4 protein-coding genes and 1 pseudogene are annotated in these 2,530 nt (G+C 70.3%); all 5 read left to right on the plus strand.

Annotated elements, in window-relative coordinates:
* Nucleotides 1-202: hypothetical protein (locus tag PROKR_RS33540; protein WP_036959352.1), on the plus strand; the 202-nt coding region annotated here is incomplete at its 5' end.
* Nucleotides 203-240: 38 nt separating this feature from the next.
* Entirely contained in the window at nt 241-585 is a 345-nt protein-coding gene (locus PROKR_RS02535) for a hypothetical protein (protein ID WP_036959353.1), read from the plus strand.
* A 237-nt stretch (nt 586-822) separates the two neighbouring features.
* Nucleotides 823-1,278 (plus strand): annotated as a pseudogene (locus tag PROKR_RS37995) (peptidoglycan-binding protein); the annotation flags it as partial.
* Between the two features lie 37 nt (nt 1,279-1,315).
* On the plus strand, nt 1,316-1,504 hold the full coding sequence (locus PROKR_RS02545) for a hypothetical protein (RefSeq protein ID WP_036959355.1): 189 nt from the start codon (nt 1,316-1,318) through the stop codon (nt 1,502-1,504).
* Nucleotides 1,505-2,276: 772 nt separating this feature from the next.
* On the plus strand, nt 2,277-2,530 hold a 254-nt coding region (locus PROKR_RS33550), incomplete at its 3' end, for a hypothetical protein (RefSeq protein ID WP_036959357.1).

Below are 2,530 nucleotides of genomic sequence, written 5' to 3' on the forward strand. Positions count from 1 at the left end.
GGGCAACACGTTCCCCGTGCAGATCCCGACATCGGTCGCCGCCCGTCCGGAGGCGGGGACCTACCGCGACGGCTTCCTCTACGTAGGCACAGCCGTCGCCGCCCGTCTCCGCGTACTTGGCGACGGGCGGATTCAGATGAACGGGCACAGCACCTCGGCGAGCGTCAACGTCTCGTTGTCGTCCATCAACTACCTCCTCTGACTCCACTGACCTCAACCCCAAGGGAGAGCCCGCATGGCATGGTCTGCCCGACCCCCGACCCGGACACTGAACACACGAGCGACCTGTACACCTACGTCGTGGAGCTCACGCTACAGACGGCGGAGGGCCCGGTGTACGCCACGGCCAAGATCCCCAGCACGGGCGATTACGGCTACTTCCCCGCGCCTGTCCTGGAGCCTGCGCTCGAAGCGCTCCTCGCGCTGCTGGCCGACTCCCCGCTCGTGTCGGCACAGGTCCGGCGGGGCCGCGGAGTGAGCCAGATCCTGGCCCCCGCTCCGCCCGCCTCGATCCACCCTCACCGCAAGGCCCGCTCTCCTCCCGGGGAGCGGGCCTTTCTCATACCCAAAAACAGAAGGGCCTAGCGAACATGGCACTCAACGGCATGCTCCCCGACAGCTCCCTCCGCGAGACCGTCATCGGCGGCCGGCTGACCAAGTCCGCCGCGCGCGACGCCGACAGCCTCGCCCTGGCGTTCGCCAGCAAGTTCTACCGGTCGCTCCGCGCCACCGACACCTACCGGACCCTCGCGTCGCAGCAGCGGCTCTACCAGCCGCCGCCCCGTCGGCAACGGGCCCCGGCCTGGCCGCGTCCCCGGCACGTCCAACCACGGCTGGGGCCTCGCCGTGGACTTCGCCTCGAACATCAACCGCTTCGGCTCCACGGAGCACGAGTGGATGCGGGCGAACGCCGGCCGGTACGGCTGGCAGCACCCCTACTGGGCCCGCCAGGGTGGCGGCCGCGAGGAGGCGTGGCACTGGGAGCGCTCGGGCCGTGCCCGCGTGCGCCACACGATCAACCGCCCCCGCGGCCGGTCGCTCGGCCTGGGCTCGTCCGGCCCCGAGGTGCGGCAGCTCCAGCGCGACCTGAACAAGATCTACGCGAAGCGCGGGATCGAGATCGCGGACGACGGTGACTTCGGCATGGGCACCTACGCCCTCGTCCGCCGCTTCCAGCGTGCCCGCGGCTACTTCCTGCGTAACGGCGTCGTGGGCAAGTGGACGAAGTCCGCCATCGCCCGCGCCGTCAAGGCCGCATCGACCCCGGCCTCGGCCTGACGACGAGAACGTCGACACCCGGGTCGCTCTGGCCCGGATGGAGACGAAGCTCGACCTCGTCCTCGGGCAGCACGGCACGAAACTCGACGACCACGAGGCCCGCCTCCGCATCGTCGAGGACCGCAAGACCGTCTCGCCGATGGGCCTCCTGTCCGCCGTTGGCGGCGGCGTCGGTGTCCTCGGCGGGCTCGTGCTCCTGCTCCAGAGCATCAACCTCACCCCCTGATCGGAGATCCATGTTCAAGAACCGCATCGTGAACGCCTCCTCGCTGGCCTGGCCGGCGCCCTGGCCGTGACCGGGCCGCTGGTCGGCGATGGCCTGTCCGCTGAGGACATCGTCGCCGTCTCGCTGGCCTTCCTCGCCGCCGGCGGGTTCGCCGCCACGCCGCCCCAAGTCGGGCCTCCCGTCCGGCGACTGACGCCTCTAGCCCCCGTCCTCCTCGCGAGGCGGGGGCTTTTCGCATTTTGGGGTGAGCCGCTCCGGTGGCCCAGGCCGATTACCTCCTCGTCAGGCAGTACAGACCGCACGAAGGAGGCCGCCATGCGCCCTGGAACCTACTTGGACAAGGACGACAAGCCCGTCGTCGTCCGCACCACGCCGACCGGCTACAGCATCACGCACGCCGACGGCACCGTGACGATGATCGGGGGCCGCTGACCATGGGCTTCTTCGACCGCCCCGACAAGGCCATCGACCAGCTCCACAAGAAGGCCGAGGAGCTCGCTACGCAGGCGAAGCACGCCAAGGACCCCAAGCGGCGAACCACCTCCGGAACGAGGCGACACGCCTCACCCGCAAGGCCGCCTTCGTGCGCGGAACCGGAGGACTGACCATGGAAGAGACCGAGATCGTCGGCCGCCTGCACTACCCCGGCCGACGTCCGCAACGCCGACCCGATGCTCTACGACTCGCCCCGTCACGGGCTCGTGCGCCCGGTCATGGCCGAGTACGACGAGACCACCGACAAGACGCTCGTCGAGTTCGCGGCGGTGGGTGAGTGAGGCAGGTAGGCGCCGCCTGGGAGGGCTACAAGGACGACGCCGAGCGCGACGCCGTCTTCTCGGCCGTCCTCGTCTACGCCGACGGCAAGGAGCGACGCTTCGGCCCCTGGGACCGGAAGCGCACCGCGAAGGCCGTCATCACGTCGCACCTGAACGGTGCGCGGGATCGGGCGACGTGGGGCGGCGCGTACCGCAACGAGCCCGTCTCCGGCCGCGTCGAGCGCGCCGACAAGTTGGGAGTGGTCGAGTG

The sequence above is a fragment of the Promicromonospora kroppenstedtii DSM 19349 genome (assembly GCF_000515355.1).
Classification (GTDB): domain Bacteria; phylum Actinomycetota; class Actinomycetes; order Actinomycetales; family Cellulomonadaceae; genus Promicromonospora; species Promicromonospora kroppenstedtii.